This window comes from Gordonia alkaliphila, assembly GCF_039542465.1.
Lineage (GTDB): Bacteria > Actinomycetota > Actinomycetes > Mycobacteriales > Mycobacteriaceae > Gordonia > Gordonia alkaliphila.
Genome location: NZ_BAABIE010000004.1, coordinates 149577 through 167032, shown reverse-complemented (window position 1 = coordinate 167032; position 17456 = coordinate 149577). Strand labels below are relative to the sequence as shown.

Sequence of the window (17456 nt, the reverse complement as noted above, 5' to 3'; positions counted from 1 at the left end):
CTCGACCCCACTGCATCAGTAAGAAGGAGACCGCGCGATGCGTCCCGCCCTGTCCGACTATCGGCACGTCGCCTCCGGCAAGGTCCGCGACATCTACGAGATCGACGAGCAGACTCTGCTGCTGGTCACCTCGGACCGGATCTCGGCGTACGACTTCATCCTGGACACGCCGATCCCGGACAAGGGGCGCATCCTCACCGCGGCCAGCTTCTTCTGGTTCGACGAGCTGACCGTGCCGAACCACCTGGCCGGCGGCCCCACCGACGAGCGGATCCCCGCCGAGCTGGTGGGCCGCTCGATGGTGGTGGCCAAGCTGCCGATGGTGCCGGTGGAGTGCGTGGCCCGCGGCTACCTGACCGGTTCGGGCCTGGTGGACTACCGGGCCACCGGCGCGGTGTGCGGCGTGCAGCTGGCGCCCGGTCTCACCGAGGCCGATCGGCTGCCGCAGCCGATCTTCACCCCGGCCACCAAGGCCGACATCGGTGATCACGACGAGAACGTGAGCTTCGAGCAGGTGGCCGCGCAGGTGGGCGACGACCTGGCGCGCACCCTGCGCGACGTGACGCTCGACATCTATTCGCGCGCTTCGGATCTGGCGCGCGAACGCGGAATCATCTTGGCCGACACCAAGTTCGAGTTCGGCCGGGCGGCCGACGGTTCGCTGGTGCTGGCCGACGAGGTCCTCACCCCGGACTCCTCCCGCTACTGGGAGGCGTCCACCTGGGAGCCGGGCAAGGTGCAGCCGAGCTTCGACAAGCAGATCGTCCGCAACTGGCTCACGTCCGACGCGGCGAACTGGGATCGCCACGGCGACGTGCCGCCCCCGCCGCTGCCCGCCGACGTCGTCGAACGCACCCGTGCGCGGTACATCGAAGCGTACGAACGGATTTCGCAGCTCTCCTTCGACGATTGGCCGGACGCCGAGAATGCCTGATCCCGCTGTGCCGAACACCCCCGCCGTGCCCGACTCTGTTGCGCCCCCGAGCGTGCCGCCCACCATCAAGAAGGTGCCGTCCTCGCGCGAGCACCACGGCGACGTCTTCGTCGACGAGTACGAGTGGCTGCGCGATCGCGAGAACCCCGAGGTGATCGCCTACCTCGAGGCGCAGAACGAGTACACCAAGGCGCAGACCGCGCCGCTGGCCCAGCTGCGCACCGACATCTACGAAGAGATCCGGTCGCGCACCCAGGAGACCGACATGTCGGTCCCGGTGCGGTCCGGGCAGTACTGGTACTACCTGCGCACCGAAGAGGGCAAGGCGTACGAGATCCGTTGCCGCTGCCCGATTTCCGGGCCCGACGACTGGACGCCGCCGGTGGTGGCGCCCGACGTCCCGGTGCCCGGCGAGCAGGTGCTGCTCGACAGCAACGTGGAGTCCGAGGGCCACGAGTTCTTCGCGCTCGGCGGGTACTCCGTCTCGCACGACGGCCGCTGGTTGGCCTTCTCCACCGACACCGTCGGCGACGAGCGGTACACGCTGCGGATCAAGGACCTGGAGACCGGGGAGCTGCTCGACGATGTCGTCGAAGACACCGCGGGCGGGGCCACGTGGTCCCGGGACGCGCGGTTCCTCTTCTATCTGACGGTCGACGACGCCTGGCGCCCGGACACGCTGTGGCGGCACGAGGTGGGCGGCAGCGGCGACGACGTCCGCGTCTTCCACGAGCCGGACGAGCGGTTCTGGGTCGGCTTCGGCGCCACCCAGAGCGAGGACTTCCTGGTGATCGGGGCGGGGTCCAAGGACACCTCCGAGGTCTTCGTGCTGTCCATGGACGATCCGACCGGCGAGTTCGTTTCGCTGGCCGGACGCACTGCGGGCGTGGAGTATTCGGCCGAGCACGCGAAGTTCGGCGGCGAGGACTACTTCGTCATCGTGCATAACGCGCCGAGCGCCGAGGGGCAGAGCCAGGCGAACTTCGCGGTCGACGTGATGCCGGTGAACGACCCGGCCGCGCGTCGTCCGATGATCGGGCACCGCGCCACGCACCGCATCGAGGACGTGGAGTGCTTCGCCGATTACCTCGTGCTGTCGTACCGGGAGGCGGCGCTGCCGAAGCTGGCGATCGCCGACCTGCGCGGTCGGGACACCCTGCCCGGCGCGGATGACTTTGTACCCGTGACCTTTTCGCAGGAACTGTGCTCGGTGGGCTTGGGCGGCAACCCGGAGTGGAACACCCCGCGGCTGCGCATCGGGTACGCCAGCTACGTGGAGCCGACCGAGGTGATCGACCTCGACGTCGCCACCGGCGAGCGCACGCTACTCAAGCGCGCCACGGTGCTGGGGGAGTACGACCCCGCCGACTACGTGGCCACCCGCGAGTGGGCGACGGCCGTCGACGGCACCCAGGTGCCGATCTCGATCGTGCGGCGTCGTGATGTGACCGGCCCGATGCCGTTGCTGCTGAACGGATACGGCGCCTACGAGATCAGTTCGGACCCGGGCTTCTCGGTGTCGTCGTTGAGCCTGCTGGATCGCGGGATGGCGTTGGCTACCGCGCACATCCGCGGCGGCGGCGAGATGGGGCGGTACTGGTACGAGCAGGGTCGTCTGCTGTCGAAGAAGAACACCTTCACCGACTTCGTCGCGGTGGCCCAGCACCTGGTGGACACGGGTTGGACGACACCGGGGCAGATGGTGGCCGACGGCGGTTCGGCCGGCGGTCTGCTGATGGGTGCGGTCGCGAATCTGGCGCCGGAGCTGTTCGGCGGAATCCTGGCGGCGGTGCCGTTCGTCGATCCGTTGACGTCGATCCTGGATCCGTCGCTGCCGCTGACGGTGACCGAGTGGGACGAGTGGGGCGACCCGCTGCACGACCCCGAGGTCTACGCCTACATCCGCAGCTACGCGCCGTACGAGAACGTCGCCGAGCTGCCGTACCCGGCCATGCTGATTCTGAACTCGTTCAACGACACCCGCGTGCTGTTCACCGAAGCCGCAAAATGGGCTGCGCGCCTTCAGGAGTCGACCACGTCGGGCAAGCCGATCCTGCTCCGCACGGAGATGCTCGCCGGCCACGGCGGCCCCTCGGGCCGCTACCGCCGATGGGAGGAAGCCGCCTTCGAGCTGTCGTGGGTCCTCGCCCAGTCGGGCGCCTACACCGCCCCACCCGCTCCCTGAGCCTGTCGAACGGCCCCGCCCGCTCCGGCGTGTCGCGACCCCGTTGACGTGTCGCTTTCCGGGCTCCGCACGCGACCCGGCAACAGGGTCGCGACTCGCGGGGTGAGCACGCTCAGCTCGAGTCTCATCGAAGGGATAGTTCGTTGCGAACTCTCACACGTCCGACCGCAATGGCCGGCGTCGCGCTGGCGGCGGCCGGTGCCCTCGCACTGGCTCCGCTGGCGAGCGCTGCGCCGGCCCACGCCGCGGCAGCGCCGATTCTGGAGCAGGTGGTGGCCAATCAGGTCACGAGCGCCGCGGCGCTGGCGACAGGCGGCGAGCAGGCCGTCACCGCTTACATCGCCGCCGTGAACGCGGCTTCCCTTCCCTCGCTCGAGTCGGCGGCGACCAATATCGCCGCCGGCAAGGTCGACGTCGCGCTGATGAACCTCTTCGTTGTTACTGCGGCGCCGACGGTCGCGTCAGTCGTTGCCTTGCTCGGGCCGATTCAGCAGGTCGCGACGCAGCCGCTGAACAACCTGCAGACGCTCGGTGCGAACGGCATGGACGTCGTGGCCGGGTTCGGGCTTGGGATGTTCAGCGGCGACGTCGTCGGCGCGATCGACGACGCACGTACTCAGATCGCAGGGCTGCTCGGTGCCCCGGCCGTCGCTGCCGGAACCTTCGCGCCTGAGCCCGCGAACTCGCTGACCGTCACCCTCCCCGGACTCGAGTCGGACTCGGATGCGCAGACCGCCCCGGCTCGGGACCTGACCGTCGACACGCCGGCCCCGGTCGCTGACGCACCGGACACTTCCGGCGGCGACCTCGTGGGTGCCGACGCCCAGAGCAGCTCCGGCTCGGGTGAGATCGACCTGTCTTGACGTCCGACGACGACGGCCGCTTCTGCCCATCGGCCCGCTTGCGGTGGGCAGAAGCGGCCGTTCGTTGTCACGGGCGTTGACTACTCGACGGCCTCTCGGATCGAACGACTCGATAGTGATCCGAAGCTGTCGACCCTGTGGGTTTGTCCTCCGTTCCGATGAATATTGCGGAGCTGACCTGGGCCAAGTGCCGCCGGTAGTGCTGGCGTCGGGTAGCTTTCGGGAAAGGTGTCGGCCAGTTCCGTGGTGCGAACGCCATGGCTCTGTTGCAAAACGCGAGGCGGTCGTCCCTGAGGGATGATTTCACAGTGCCTCGGCAGCCGCCCCGTGGAATCTGGCGGAGACGCCGAGGGCTGCGACCGCGTCTTCGGGGCCCGATTGCGGAGTACTGGGAGTTGGTGACCAATTGCAGACCACGTCAAACGAAACTGCGGGAGACGAGCAGTGGACGGGACGGCTAGAAATCCTATGCGAGGTCTTGAAGTCCCGGTCGCCACGACCGGAACTCACTGAAGTCCATCTCGAGACGATTCGCGGCGCATATCAACACGTGAGGAGCACGTTCAGATCGCTGGCGGAAGATGCGGGCGCTGAGCCACTGTATCCGCCTGACGAAATTGTCCGAGAATTAAGGTTGCTCGGTTGGGCGATTTATGAGGCAGCGCTGCTTGCAATCCATATTGTCCAACCGGCATTCCTTGTCCTTCTGAACAATAGCCGGCAGGAATCGATTGATGCGTATAACCAAATCCGGGAATTGTCGCAGTTGGGGCAGACTCTGCCCTGGCCGGAGTTCAGCCTCCGTGCACTTGGCGCCGTCCGGAGTCAGGCATTGGCGCACTCGCTGAAAGATTCGGAGGCAGGCTATCAGGCTGCCAGGACGGTGCATAAATCACTGGAAGATCTACTTCAACGGCGCACCGATGAAATAACCTCCGGCATCTACAGTGACACGATTCACTATTTGGACCTGAAGCGGGACGTCGATGAGTTGGCTGAGCAGTCCTTCTTGGCGCGAACCGGAACGGCATGCCGCGAGCCGGAGCATTCCCTCTGTCGGTGGAGCGAGGCCGTGGCGGCAGGGCGAAAGGATGACTCCGCTCAGAAAGATGAGCTGATCCACCTTGCGCATGGGTTGCGCATCGGCATTATCAGCGGAGAGAGGGCAATGAATCGAGCCGAGCACATCCTCGGCAATTACGACGTCATCGCCGAGAAAGATGCCACCCACCTGCTTGGGCCGACTATGATGCAGAATCCCGCGATTATGACTGCTCGTGCGCATTTGCTTGTCCTGCCGATGTGTCCACGGCTTGAGTCGTACGGTATGCCGGTGCCTGGAAGGGAAGGCTCTTGGTCTGCATATATCGAGAACCTTGTCGACGGGTTCACTGCGGCATATGCAAGAATCGAATCCTCTGCAGAAATGAACGCGGCCAATAACGTTCAGCTAATTTACGAGCACTTCAAGGCCTTGGTTCAGCTACGTCTCGCATTCTTTCTACTGTTTCCCGAACGGGCCCTACCGACTCGGCTTGAATCTTTGGGTCTTGATCAAGGATGCGATCTCAATGATCTCGATAGTATCTCGAAATGGCTGGTGGCACACAAGGATGCCGACGTGAATGTGATCAGTAGTGCGACTATGCCCGAGTACCTTCGCGGGATAGAGCAATTGCGCAGTGTTCCCGGGTATCGAGAATGGCGTGAGAACTGGCTGAATATGGATCGGTTTTCGTCTGAAGAGGGCCGGCGGGATCGAGTTCTCGCTGCGTTACAGATCTTGTCGAAATGATCGAGAGCGCAGAGCGCAGGCGTCGGCTGCTAGTTCGTCGCTGCGTGCGCAGATACGACCTCTTGATCAGTGCGCATGAGACAGAGAACGCGATTCGAACCGTCCTGCCCCATGCGGTCGACAACGATGACGGCCTCGCGCAGGCAGCGGCGATTCATCTTGGATTGGCCAGCAGTCAGGATCCGCTGGACACCGATATAGCGACGAGGGTTGAGAACCTATGTCATGCGGCTGCGATTGCACTGTTCGCGGACCAAATCGGCGGTATTATGTGGTACCGGCGAGAGCTGGTCGAACGGCAGATATCGACTATTCAAGATGTGGATATCTCGTGGAGGGTGTCTGAGCAGAGGCTTCCTACGCCGGCTGAGCTATATCGCTATGCTCTGGTCCTGCTGGGTCACTTCGACGAAACTACCGATTTCGTACAGATAGTGCCATACCTGGAACGACGGATTCCGGCCCTACTCAGTTGGGTGCGTGCCTGCAGGCTGCAGTTCAGCGTCGAGCCGGGGTGGGACGACCATATTCGGAATGGTCTTGACCGTCGGTTGGCCTCAGGTAGCGGGGTGGAACACTACCGATTTCACTTCGAGTATGAGCGTCTGGCCGCGCAGTGTGAAACTGGATCCATCGAGGATGTTTCGTCTTATCTGGCCGGTGCACACGCGGAGTTCCTGCGGGATACCGAAGGAATCATGGGTGAAACCTCGTTGTGGGTAAAGGTTCTTCTGGGGAGATCATTTGCCGAGTACCTTTGTGGTCGCATAGGTGAAGGCGTCGTGGTTGATGTATTGACCATTGATGTTCCGAATACTCTCGAGGCTGGTCGGCGTGACTCGGTGGGGCACGTAATCCATGAGCTTAATGCGGCGCTCTGCGCGGTGGATTTTGCCGCCGAGTTGGAATCTCCCTCGCCTCAAACTCTGTCGTCTCTGGTTACGGCGGCGATCGATCGTATAGATTGGATCATGAACAGATGGAGAGTCCTGGCCCGCAGTGGTGGTGCTCTATCCGTGGTTCTCAAGGCGTGTTTGGGTGATCTTGCAGAAGTCTGCGCAGCTCATTCGGAAATACTGGCGGAATGCGGATTCCGAATCGCGCTGATTGTCAAGCGGTCGACCTTGACGCATCTCTTGCGCGATCCGGCAGTCGAACTTCCGGAGATTTTTCGTGAGTATCTGAAGAATATCAGTATTCACGACGACAATCTTTGGGACGCGGAGGGCGAAGAGAGGTACGCGATCGAGGAGGAGCGTGACCGGACTATTGAGGAATATGAGCTCAGAATCAGTGCGGCCCTCGGGCCGATGGTATTGGAGCTCTATGATCCGGGGCTACTCGATGTCCGCGAGGTGATTGCAAGAATTGCTTCTGTCGAAGCTCTGGACTATGTCTGGGTCGGGCGGAGTGCGCGTCCGCTTCTCACGCAATGGTTCCGGACGCACATCAGCCGGACCGGCGTCGTGACCTTCACTGGTCCGTACAAGTCTCTCAAGGATGCGCCGGTTCCGCTCCAAACAACGGATGAGTGGGTAAGGGAGATCTCTCCGGCATTGCTGCCGCCGGAAATGTCGTCTACGGCTGATGAAAACCAGATACTGCTGATCTCGCCGCACGCCGCACATGACGGGATACCGTGGCCGGCTCTGCGGCTTGACGGAGAGTATCTTGTGGAGAATCGTACGGTTTCGGTGGTGCCGTGCCTCGCGAATCTTGCCGATGAGGAACTCGGATCGGTGACTGGACCGAGCGTCGCGCATATGGTGGCGGCGCCGATTGTGAGGGGCGACCGAACGATCGGCGCCGGCCTCGACATGGGTGCCGAGCTTGCGAGTTGGGGATACGAGCCTCCCCCGGACGTTCTGGTTCACACAGTGCAGGAGCGTGCCGGCGAGGGGAGTCGTAGGACCGATATCGACTTGCTTCAGCTCCTGCGAACCCGAGCGAAAGATTACGGCTTCCTTCATGTGTCGGCCCACTGTGGTGGGACTGGGTTGCGGCAGGCCATTTACCTGCCGCAGTCGTTGTCGGTTGCACAGGCGTTCAATGTGTCCTGGCCGCCAGCGGTGCTCCTTGCAACCTGTCATTCGGGTGAGGGTATGAGTGGCGCCGAGCCGCTGGCGCTCTGTGTCGCTGTGATGTTCGGCGGAGCGAGATCTGTGATCGCCGGTGTGGGACCAGTTATCAGCAGTGGGGCCAGTTACCTTGTCGCCGCGATTGTCGAGGCTGTCCGCGGTGGCACAGTGCTCACTTTGCCGGAGCTCCTGCGGGATGCGCAAAGGGCGGCGATCGTCGGGGGGTTGGATCCCGACGAGTGGGGAAGGTTGGTAGCTTATGTACGAGGGACGGGTTTCGCGATGAAAGGTGAAAGATGAGTTCGAATCCAGGGCTGACGGTTCACATTGACCCCGAAGATTTCGACGACTTCGAGGCCGAGTGCGATCGACTCGGTGTTGAGGTCGAGGAAGTTCGCAGTGTCGGCGCAATCATTGAGAGTATGGACTCGATCATGGTCGTCGGCGGTTTCGGAGCGATGTCGCTGAGGACTGCTCAGGTAACCGTTCGCGGATCCCTGTCGAACGTTCGCAAGCTGGACCTCTTGTTCGACCGGCGATCGGGAGCGCACATCATTTACACGGGGCCGAACGGGAGCCTGGCGGATGCGCGGAACCGGGAGCTCGAGTACGGTCTCGTCCGTGTCATTCAACCGCGCGGATGCGTAGATATCCTGGCTAAGGATCGGATTCACGATTCTGTTTCGCGACTTGAGTTCGTGGGTGAAGTGAAGAGCTGCGTCGAGTGTAATGATGATTTGCGAGACATTGCGAACGAGATTTCCGATTGGGACGGTGTTTCTTCGTCTGAGTTCACTGTTGCGGGATTGGGTTAATATTGGTCCGGACTTTTACTTCTCGACTGGATCAGTTGGCTGAATTGGGGCTTCGAGCACGATGCTCGATCGTGGTCTGACCGGTGTCGTTGTCGACTCAGGTGGCACCTCGACGAGGTGGGGTTTCCTCTATAGCGATGGTTCTACAGAGCTGCTGGCCACGAGGAGCTATCACCCGCGGAACTTTGATGACGAGTTCTTTGTGGAATCCGATCGGTTCCTGAAGGCGCATCTTGATCGACCGGTTCCAATCTTCTTCTTCGGTGCAGGATTGGGCGGGGGCAAGGGGCGTGATTGCCTGCAAGAATTTCTTGGTGAATACTTCTCCACGGTGATGGTCGAGTCGGACATCGAAGGCATTGCGCAGTCCCTGAGAAAACGCGACGGCGCGGTCGCCATCATGGGTACGGGCTCGGTGCTGGTGTTGGTGGAAGATGGTGCGGTTTCGCGGATGGTCGGCGGACTGGGCCCTCAACGGGGAGACGAAGGTAGCGCGTACTTTTTCGGAAGCATGGTGCTTGCTGACTTTCATGATGGAAAGTTGAGCGCGGAGCAAGCTGCGATGCTTGCGAGAGTCATGCCTGGACCGGTGCAATCGGCGCCGGAGGATGTGGCTGGCCTCGCTGCAGATCTGGACCCGATCCTCTTCGAGGAGTTTCATGTCGCGAACATCAAGGAGTTCTTTCGGGTTCATGTCGACGAAGAGATGTGCGGATCGGAGATTACTTTTATCGGCTCCTACGCGTATTTTCAGAGCCGAGAGGTCCGTGCGGTCGCCGAGATGCACGGTCTGCATGTCGTCGAGTTCATTCGAGATCCGATCGATCATCTCTGCCGTCATTTCGGGACATGCAGCGGACTGGATTCGGCGTGAATGGACGAGAGGTCGGACTGATCTTGCTGCCGTAGCGCGTCAGGATTCGCCGGGGAGGGAGAAGAGGCCGGTGGGGGTGAGCTCGACGAGGCCGTCGGTGAGCAGGGAGTCGAGGGCGCGGTCGCGCTGACCGGGGTCTCGGGTCCACGCGGCGTCGAGGGCGGCGCGGTCCACCGGGCCGGAGTTGCCGCGGAGCACGTCGAGCAGCTTCCCGCGGGCCTGTCGGTCGGTGCCCTCGTATTTCTGTGTACGACGAGGCGGCCCGTCGTACGACGGCCGGCCCCGCGCCAGCCAACGACACTGATCGGCGATCGGGCACTCCTCGCACTTGGGGTTGCGCGCCGTGCAGACCAGCGCGCCCAGTTCCATCAGCGCCGCCGAGAACACCGGAGCCTCAGCAGTAGGGGCGCCGGAAGAGTCGCGCGGCAGCAGCGCCTCCGCGTCGGCCAGGTCGCCCCGCGCCGGCGAACCGGGCTCCCGCCCGTGCACGGCCCGCGCGATCACCCGCCGCACGTTCACGTCGACCACCGGCACCGCCTGCCCGTACGCGAAGCACGCCACCGCGCGGGCGGTGTAGTCGCCGATCCCGGGCAGGCCGAGGAGCACGTCGACATCGTCGGGGACGCGGTCATCGTGTTGTGCGGCAAGGACTTTCGAGCAGTCGTGCAGGCGCAGCGCCCGCCGCGGATAACCGAGCTTGCCCCACGCGCGGAGCACCTCGCCGGCCGGTTCGGCGGCCATCGCCGAGGGGACGGGCCATCGTCGAACCCAGTCTTGCCACGGCTCCACCACGCGCGACACCGGGGTCTGCTGCAGCATGATCTCGCTGATCAGAACGTGCCAGCCGGTCACCGCGGGATCGCGCCAGGGGAGGTCGCGCCGAGCGTCGTCGAACCAGGTCAGAATGTCCGCTTCCACGAGCCCGGCCGAATCCCTTCCACTTGGTGAGGTGTAACACTAGAAGCATGAAAGATCTCACCCCGACGGAAGCCTGGCAACTCATCAAATCCGGCAACGAGCGCTTCGTGCGCGGGGAGGCGATTCATCCCAGTCAGGGTATCGCCGATCGCCCGGAGCTGGTCCAGGGCCAGACCCCGCACGTGGTGCTGTTCGGTTGCGGCGACTCGCGCGTCGCTGCCGAGGTGATCTTCGACCAGGGTCTGGGCGACATGTTCGTGGTCCGCACCGCCGGTCACGTCATCGATTCGTCGGTCCTCGGCTCCATCGAGTTCGCCGTCGAGCTGCTGAACACCCCGCTGATCGTGGTCCTCGGCCACGACAGCTGCGGCGCGATCGCGGCGTCGCTGCGGGCGCTCGACGAGAACGAGCTGCCCCCCGGCTACATCCGCTCCATCGTGGAGCGTGTGCTCCCGAGCATGATCGAGGGGCGCCGCGACGGCCTCACGCGCGTCGACGAGTTCGAGCAGCGCCACGTCACCGAGACCGGCAAGCTCCTGGTGGAGCGCAGCCGCATCATCGCCGAGCAGGTGGCCGACGGACGCCTCGCGGTGATCGGCCTGAACTACCACTTGAACGACGGCGCCGCCACGCTCTCCAGCGTCATCGGCGACATCGGCGAGCCCGCCCCGTAGGTCGTTGAAGGGTGTGATCTCCCGCCGCATGTCGCGACACGCCGCCCGGGGTCGACGACGCCCCTGGCGTGCGGCGATACCGTGGCAGACGTGATTGAACCGCAGGGACCGTTGCCTGATGAGGTCTACTGGAAGCGTCGGCTGCTCGCCGCCGCTGCCGTCGTGGTGGCAATCGCGCTGATCATCGCCCTGATCATCTGGGCCAGTTCCGGTGGGAAAGACGAACCCGGCACCACCAACGCCGCGGCCACGTCGTCGACCACCGAGTCGGCAGCGCCGGAACCGTCCGGCGAGAAGCCGAACCAGGGGCAGGCCCCGGCACCCAAGTCGCCGGTCGAGTCCCCGGCCCCCACCAGCGAAGCCCCGCAGACCGAGCCGGCCCAGGGCGCCGAGGTGGCGCCGTGCACGGACCAGACGCTGTCGGTGGTGCTCTACACCGACAAGCCGACCTACACCAAGGGCGACCAGCCGGTCTTCACCGTCGTGGTGACCAACGGCGGCCTCGCACCCTGCTCGCGCGACATCGGCAAGGCGTCGCAGAACGTGACCGTCCGTTCGCTCGACGGCACGCGGACCCTGTGGTCCGCACAGGACTGCGCCCCCGACAAGACGGTGAACGTCCAGGTGCTGGCGCCGGGGCAGCAGGCCTCGGACAAGATCACGTGGTCGGGCACCACCAGCAGCCCCGGTTGCGAGAAGCCGCGCGTGGCGATCCCGGTGGGCGCCTACCAGGCCATCGCCACCGTGGGCGTCAAGGAGTCGGCCCCGATCACGTTCAACGTGATCGCCCCGCCCCAGCAGTAGTCGCTAGTCGAACCGCTCCAAGCTTGCTTCGGCGAGCCGGGAGAGGCCTTCGCGGATGTGCCGGGCCCAGATCGAACCGATGCCTTCGACGGCTTGCAGGTCGGCCGAGCTCGACGCCAACAACGACTGCAGGTTCCCGAACTCGCGCACCAGCCGATCGATGTGCCCGAACTGCAGGCGCGAGATCCGGGCCAGCAGCCGGTAGCCGCGGGGCGTCATCGGCAGGTCTTGCGCTTCGATGGTCGACGGGTAGCCGAACGCGCCGGCCACCAGCGTGAGGTCGAGCAGGTCGGCGTTCGACAGGTCTTCCAGCGCGTCGAGGATCTGGCGCACCTGCTCGGTGCTGGCCGGCTCGGGCGCGGAGTAGTAGTCGCGCACCAGGAGTTCGCGCATCATGTCGTTGTCGCTGATCAGTTCCTCGAGCTGCAGCGCCACCTGGCGTCCGTAGACGCCGAGCTCCAGCACGTACTCCTCGATCTCCACGCCGACGCGTCGCACCATCTCCATGCGCTGGGCGGCGCTGCACGCGTCGCGCAGCAGCACGTAGTCTTCGATCTCCGCGCGCGAGAGCTGGGCGCTCACCTCGTCGAGCCGCGACTTGTACCGCTCCAACGTGGCGAGGGCGACGTTGGCGCGCGACAGCAGTCCGTCGGGATTCTCGACGACGCGGCGAATGCCGTCGACGTACAGGCTCACGATCGACATCGAGGCGCTCACCGAGATGGTCGGCGTCCCGGTCTGCAGGGCGGTGCGCTCGGCGGCGCGGTGCCGGGTGCCCGACTCCGCGGTCGGGATCGACGGGTCGGGCATCAGCTGGACGTTGGCGCGCAGAATGCGGGTGCCGTCGTCGGACAGTACGACGGCGCCGTCCATCTTGGCCAGTTCCCGCAGGCGGGTGGGGGCGAAGGCGACGTCGAGGTGGAAGCCGCCGTCGCAGATCCGTTCGGTGGCTTCGTCGTAGCCGAGGAGGATCAGGGCGCCGGTGCCGCCGCGGAGGATCCGCTCGAGCCCGTCGCGCAACCCGGTGCCGGGCGCCACGCGCCGGAGTGTGGCGCGGACCTGCTCGGATGTGGAGTCGGTCATCATGGTGTGGAGGTTACCCGGTCGCTACCCTGCCCCTGCTTCCTGAGCTTGTCGCACGCGCCCTGAGGTCGTCCTACGCTCCCTGAGATTGTCCCTACGCCCGCTGAGCAGTCGAAGGGGCGGCACCCCAAGGGGTCCGCTTCCTGCCCCGCTCGCGTGCGTTCTCCGACGACGGGAACGCGCTACTCACCGCCGATCCGCCGCGCACCGGTGCCGAGCTGGAGGTCCGGCGGGTTGCGATCTGTCGCTCGCTACCGGGCCTTCGATACGGGAATAGTCGGCCCCCACGGTCTGCACCCGGTCCGATCCTGCAGGACCTGGTTGAACTCGCCTGCCCTGCCTCGTGCGAGCACGTCGTCAGTGGCCAGTTCAGGAGGCAGGATGCCGACGTAGAGGTAGTAACCGTCGTCGGCCTCATCGAACCGCGAGCATGCGGTCAAGATTCGGAAGTTGCCGGTGTAGTTCGCGAACTCATCACCCCGGGCAGGGTTCACGCGGCGAGAGAAGTTCAGCCCGCCGGTGGCAACCCTCACCCCATTTCCAACGTCATACATGTTTTCGTCACCGAATGATGTATCGCGCGCGTCGGGAGCAAATATCTTGTTATTCAGCTCATCTGCATCAATCCCCACAAGATCAACGGGGTGAATATCTTGTCGCATGTCCTGCACTGCAGGGATAGTGGTTTCACCAGCATGGTCCTCAGTGCTGCCCCCATCTGTGTTCGAACATCCCGCCACCAGCGATAGCGCGAGAACCGCCACGATAGCGGGGACCGCCCTTACGCCTCTTTGAGAACGGTTACGCAATGCACTCCCCGGCCTTCCTTGGCACTCTGCTGATCCGACCGCTCCGCCAGACCCCCGCCTGTCACATAGTACTTATCAATGTAGTATGTGGGATTATAGTTAGACATGTATGCGACGGTCCCCTTCGCCGAGTCCGGGTTTTTCGGTGCACCACAAACTACTTCCACGGTAACAATGTCGCTGCTAGTCACGGAGAGCTCCGCCTTGACAAATTCGCCGCTTAATCCGCCGGTGAAACCGATTGTCACCCCGCGCTCAGTGCTGTGAGACAGCGTGCACGGATTGCTGTGCTCATCGTAGGAGCAAGCCCCTGCCTGGTCACTGAAGTCGGTCTTGATATCTGATGTCACCCGGGTCACTACCTCTCGATAGTGGTGGCAGTTTGACCCGATTCGCTGCTCAGTAAAAGGAACTCCAACACAAGCACTGTCATCCGTGTCGTTGTTTCCCGCGGCGTAGTTCGCATGGTCGGGGCGCTTGGTCGGCTGCGAGTTCAGCGGGGACGAGATCTGCTGTTCCCGAGGGCGCGGCAAAGGGGAGGCCGGAGAGGTGTCAGAGGAACTCCTTGTGCGAGGGGTTTCAGCTGGGGCTTTCCGTGTCGCCGAGGATGGTGAGCGCGCCCCGTCTCGATCTCCGATACGTGACTGGTTCTGGTCCACCCCACTGGCAGGCTCTTCGCGTTGGGTTGTCGGGTTGAGGCTGGGGCCTTCTCCACGGGTAGGTGCTGGTTTTTCGGGTTCTGTCGTCGGATCGGGCGCGGCGGACGATGGTGACGGAGGCGGGGAAGGTGGCGGCCCGTCGTTGCCTCCACGGCATTTGTACGGAACCAGAGGCTGCGGTGCCTGCGAAGGGCTCTTGCCGGGGTTGGCTTGGGCCCAGGTGTTCTTCCACGCGTTGTTGTAGGCCGTTGTCTCGCGCTTGCAGCGTTCAGCAGGCGTTTCGGCGCTGACCGGTGGCGGGCCGATGACGACGAGGAGCATGATCACGACTGCGATGGTGGCCACGAAGCTCGCTGCGGCCCAGGACAGACTTCTGAGTCCAGTGGCGTTGTTCATGCCGTCCCGCCGACCAAAAGTGTAGTCATCGAGAGCGCGCCGAGCAGAGCGGGCTGCAGGATGAAAGTTCGTCTCATTATCACTCCGAAATTGTGGTGTCTCTACGTGTGAGCCCCCGACTGAGGGCCTGCAGCAACGGTAGGAGCATCCGGTCAACCGTCGGGGGCAAGAAGCTGTAAACGTGAAGGTAGAGGGAAGAAGTTGCATTCCGGTCCGGAGTTTCTCGGATGCGCGAGCTGGGAAAACGGTTTCAGTGTTTTCCGACGGAGTCGTTTAGCAGGGCAGCCTCCAACTCCGGTCACCTGAGGTAGACCGGGTGGATGCGGAGTCGTCTGCAGCCACATCAATCAGTACGAATCTGACCGCCGGTTCAGCGGTTTTGCACGCAAGTGGGCGTCTCATTACGAGCGAGCCCCAGAGGCCTGGGCGCGATACAGATCACGGCGGAGTAGGCGGAGCATGAGCACACATCGTCGGTTGTGCGGACGACTTCGTGGCGCGTTCGCATGGCCCCGCCGACCCGTCACCGAGCCACCAAACCCCAGGGGGCTCACCCTCGTCGAAGGGCGAGATGCGCAGCAGCGTGGACCCGGAAGGGTCCACGCTGCTGGCGGGGTGTTCCTAGCTACTGCCTACTTCAGCGAGCGAGCGATCGCCGGCCACGAAGCGTGCAGTTCGCGCTCCCAGTAGCCCCACGAGTGGGTGCCGGTGGGACGGATCACGACGGTCGCCGGGATGTTCAGCGAACGCAGCTTCTCCGCCATCTGCTGGGTGCAGACGTTGGTGACCGCTTCGATGCCGCCGCCGAGGATCACGCGGTCGGTCAGGGCGATGCCTTCACCGGCGCTGCTGCCGGGCTCGAGGGATTCGTCCTCGCCGGGCAGGCCGCTGTTCGACGACAGGTAGATCTGCGTGCCGCGCAGCTTGCCGGCATTCAGGTACGGGTCGTTCTTGCGCCAGCCCGGGCCGCCGTAGGCGCCCCACATGTTGCGGGCGTCGGCCTTGCCGCGGTCCTCGATCACGGTGCGGATGTACCGCTCGCCGAGGGGATCGCTGGTGCGGGCGCAGCCACTGTACGACGCTGCCATGGTGTACAGCTTCGGCGCCGCGATCGCGAGGTTGAGCACGGTGGTGCCCGCCATCGAGATACCGGCGACGGCGTTCTTGCCGTTCGACTTCAGGTAGGCGTCCATCACGGGCGGCAGTTCCTTGGTGAGGAAGGTCTGCCACTTCTGCACGCCCAGCACCGGATCGGCCCGCTGCCAGTCGGTGTAGTAAGAGAACGCACCCTTCATCGGTGTCACCACGTTGACGTGCTTGCCCGCGAAGAACTCGGCGTAGTTGGTCCGGTTGGCCCAACTGGCACTGTCTTCGCCGCCGCCTGCGCCGTTGAGCAGGTAGAACACCGGCGCGGGCTTGCTGCGGTCGGCCGGACGCAGCACGTCGAGGGGAATGTTGCGACCCATCGACGCCGAGTACACCGTCACCAGTTCGCGCTGGGGACCGTACGTGCTGCTGCCGGTGACGCGGGACTCGCCGGTCGCCGGATCGGCGGCTGCGACACCCACCGGGGTGCCGACGCTGATCGCGATGGCCGCAGCCGCAGCCACCAGGCCGCGGGCTGATCGAGTGAACTTCATGTGCTTCGCTTTCTTACTTCAGTACTGCAGTGCTGGGGTCGACGGTGCTGGGGTCGACGGGGATGCGCCGGCGGCTGTCAGGGCAGGAGACTGCCGAGACTGCCGGTGTCCAGGCTGCCGGATCCGCCCAGATCGGGCAGTCCGCCGCCAATGCCGCCGCCGATGCCCTTGGCCACGGTGATGGTGGGGCCCTTGTCCTGATCGGTGCGGTTGTTCAGGGATCCGGTGATGTGCATGGTGGTGGACATCGTTTCCCCGGTGGCGCACGACGGGTTGACGGTGAACTGCATCGCCAGGGTGCTGACGGCGCTCCAGTTGTTGCCGAGCTTTCCGGTGCCGTCGACGGTCCAGGAGCCCTTGGCCAGGACGTAGCCGGGTTCTTCGCCCGAGCCGTCCTCGATGTTGTCCACGGGCTTATCGTTCCAGGCGGCGCTGCCGGCCACGTACGACAGGCAGGTGGGGACCACCTGCTTCACCCTGCTGATCGTCTCGATGGCCACCCGGCGCTTGATGCTGGTCGAGAGCGTGATGGTGTCGCCGACCTTGGGGGTGGAGTCGCTGACGGTCATCCAGTACTGGGAATTGTTGTTGGTTCCGTACCAGGGTTCGGAGGTGGCCGGTGCCGCGGTGGCGGTGCCGGCGGTGGCGCCGAGAAGGGCGATCGCGAGGGCCGCGGCTCCGGTGCCGGAGGCGAGGCGGGCTGCTGTGCGCATGAGAGTTTCTCCTGATTCTGTGGGTCGACGGTGCTGAGGGTCAGCCGAAGAGGCCGTTGAAGACGCCGCCGAAGAGACCGCTGAGGCTGCTGCTGCCGCCGTTGTCGCCGCCGCCGTTGTTCCCGCCGCCGTTGTCGCCGCCGCCGTTGTTCCCGCCGCCGTTGTCGCCGCCGCCGTTGTTCCCGCCGCCGTTGTCGCCGCCGCCGTTGTTCCCGC

The 17456-nt window shown here is 64.4% G+C and carries 14 protein-coding genes; 9 read left to right on the top strand and 5 right to left on the bottom strand.

The genetic code is table 11. The features are described from left to right. Positions 1 to 37 precede the first annotated feature (37 nt). From ABD989_RS06325 to ABD989_RS06295, 7 genes are all read left to right on the top strand, one after another. A complete protein-coding gene (locus ABD989_RS06325; RefSeq protein ID WP_345312825.1) occupies positions 38 to 934 on the top strand; it encodes a phosphoribosylaminoimidazolesuccinocarboxamide synthase in 897 nt (298 codons plus the stop codon). Further along, positions 927 to 3119 carry a S9 family peptidase gene (locus ABD989_RS06320; RefSeq protein ID WP_345312824.1) on the top strand — a complete coding sequence of 731 codons (2193 nt, stop codon included), beginning with the start codon at positions 927 to 929 and terminating at the stop codon, positions 3117 to 3119. Before ABD989_RS06325 ends, ABD989_RS06320 begins: the two co-directional genes overlap by 8 nt. Positions 3120 to 3262: 143 nt before the next feature. Then, positions 3263 to 3982 carry a hypothetical protein gene (locus ABD989_RS06315; RefSeq protein WP_345312823.1) on the top strand — a complete coding sequence of 240 codons (720 nt, stop codon included), beginning with the start codon at positions 3263 to 3265 and terminating at the stop codon, positions 3980 to 3982. Between the two features lie 550 nt (positions 3983 to 4532). Then, complete coding sequence (locus ABD989_RS06310) at positions 4533 to 5777, top strand: hypothetical protein (RefSeq protein WP_345312822.1); 1245 nt, start codon at positions 4533 to 4535, stop codon at positions 5775 to 5777. Beyond that, positions 5774 to 8155 carry a CHAT domain-containing protein gene (locus ABD989_RS06305; RefSeq protein WP_345312821.1) on the top strand — a complete coding sequence of 794 codons (2382 nt, stop codon included), beginning with the start codon at positions 5774 to 5776 and terminating at the stop codon, positions 8153 to 8155. Before ABD989_RS06310 ends, ABD989_RS06305 begins: the two co-directional genes overlap by 4 nt. Then, positions 8152 to 8670, top strand: a complete 519-nt coding sequence (locus tag ABD989_RS06300) for a hypothetical protein (protein ID WP_345312820.1) — start codon at positions 8152 to 8154, stop codon at positions 8668 to 8670. The genes ABD989_RS06305 and ABD989_RS06300 overlap by 4 nt, the downstream gene beginning before the upstream one ends. 61 nt (positions 8671 to 8731) lie before the next feature. Continuing rightward, positions 8732 to 9544 carry a hypothetical protein gene (locus ABD989_RS06295; protein ID WP_345312819.1) on the top strand — a complete coding sequence of 271 codons (813 nt, stop codon included), beginning with the start codon at positions 8732 to 8734 and terminating at the stop codon, positions 9542 to 9544. 39 nt (positions 9545 to 9583) lie between these two features. Here ABD989_RS06295 and ABD989_RS06290 read toward each other — a convergent pair whose 3' ends face one another. After that, a complete protein-coding gene (locus tag ABD989_RS06290; RefSeq protein WP_345312818.1) occupies positions 9584 to 10462 on the bottom strand; it encodes an HhH-GPD family protein in 879 nt (292 codons plus the stop codon). A gap of 47 nt (positions 10463 to 10509) precedes the next feature. Here ABD989_RS06290 and ABD989_RS06285 point away from each other — a divergent pair, with 47 nt between their 5' ends. Next, the gene (locus tag ABD989_RS06285) at positions 10510 to 11136 is read left to right on the top strand and encodes a carbonic anhydrase (protein ID WP_246992390.1); all 627 of its coding nucleotides are present in this window, start codon (positions 10510 to 10512) and stop codon (positions 11134 to 11136) included. A 90-nt stretch (positions 11137 to 11226) separates the two neighbouring features. After that, the gene (locus tag ABD989_RS06280; protein WP_345312817.1) at positions 11227 to 11940 is read left to right on the top strand and encodes a hypothetical protein; all 714 of its coding nucleotides are present in this window, start codon (positions 11227 to 11229) and stop codon (positions 11938 to 11940) included. A gap of 3 nt (positions 11941 to 11943) precedes the next feature. On the opposite strand, the gene disA is transcribed toward ABD989_RS06280, so the two are convergent. The 4 genes from disA to ABD989_RS06255 form a co-directional block, all read right to left on the bottom strand. Beyond that, positions 11944 to 13026, bottom strand: coding sequence for a DNA integrity scanning diadenylate cyclase DisA (gene disA, locus ABD989_RS06275; RefSeq protein WP_246992386.1), 1083 nt, complete (start codon positions 13024 to 13026; stop codon positions 11944 to 11946). 248 nt (positions 13027 to 13274) lie between these two features. Further along, positions 13275 to 13685: a hypothetical protein gene (locus ABD989_RS06265; protein ID WP_345312816.1), complete on the bottom strand. Its 411-nt coding sequence runs from the start codon at positions 13683 to 13685 to the stop codon at positions 13275 to 13277. Positions 13686 to 15519: 1834 nt separating this feature from the next. Next, entirely contained in the window at positions 15520 to 16527 is a 1008-nt protein-coding gene (locus ABD989_RS06260) for an alpha/beta hydrolase (RefSeq protein ID WP_345312815.1), read from the bottom strand. Between the two features lie 77 nt (positions 16528 to 16604). After that, positions 16605 to 17240: a hypothetical protein gene (locus ABD989_RS06255; RefSeq protein ID WP_345312814.1), complete on the bottom strand. Its 636-nt coding sequence runs from the start codon at positions 17238 to 17240 to the stop codon at positions 16605 to 16607. Between the last annotated feature and the right edge of the window lie 216 nt (positions 17241 to 17456).